The sequence below is a fragment of the Providencia rustigianii DSM 4541 genome, from assembly GCF_000156395.1.
Taxonomy (GTDB): domain Bacteria; phylum Pseudomonadota; class Gammaproteobacteria; order Enterobacterales; family Enterobacteriaceae; genus Providencia; species Providencia rustigianii.
The window spans coordinates 1,982-2,512 of sequence record NZ_GG703830.1; the positions used below are offsets into that span (position 1 = coordinate 1,982).

A 531-nucleotide genomic window follows, 5' to 3' on the forward strand; every position below is an offset into this window, starting at 1 on the left:
ATACGCTCCGACGTTCTTTGCTTCCACTTGCATGCGCTTTTTTTCCCACGGGTTCACGACTTACCCCTTATTTCCCTGCTTTTTCTTTCTGCTCAAGCTCTTTTTTTAGAGCATCAAGCTCAGCTTTAAGCGCAGTATTTTCTTCCGCTGTAGCTAACATTTTTGCTTTCTGCTCAGCATCATCACCCGCTGGCGCATCAGGCTCTTGCTTACCTTTGGTAAGCTCGATGTTTTCAATTAGCGCTACGCAGTCATAATCTTCAATGATGTAATCTTCATTAACTGACTCGTAGTTTTCGATGCGGTCACGTTTAGCGTTATCAACCACTTGACGACGGCGTGATTCGATTTGCCAGTAGATAGATAAATTATCTAATCGCGTGATAAGCATTCCATTTTTGGGGAAATAAGGCACACGCACAGCTGGCAAACCACCGAGGCGTTTTTGGCTGATAATCACATCCGCAGCTAAAGCCTCTGTATTGGCTTGGTCACGGTTGACGATTGGGAAATATTTATCCGCTAATAATG

General features: G+C 44.3%; 1 protein-coding gene. It reads right to left on the reverse strand.

Annotated elements, in window-relative coordinates; all coding sequences use genetic code 11:
• Positions 1-67: 67 nt before the first annotated feature.
• The coding region (locus PROVRUST_RS18705; protein WP_006816490.1) for a P2 family phage major capsid protein at positions 68-531 on the reverse strand (464 nt) is incomplete at its 5' end.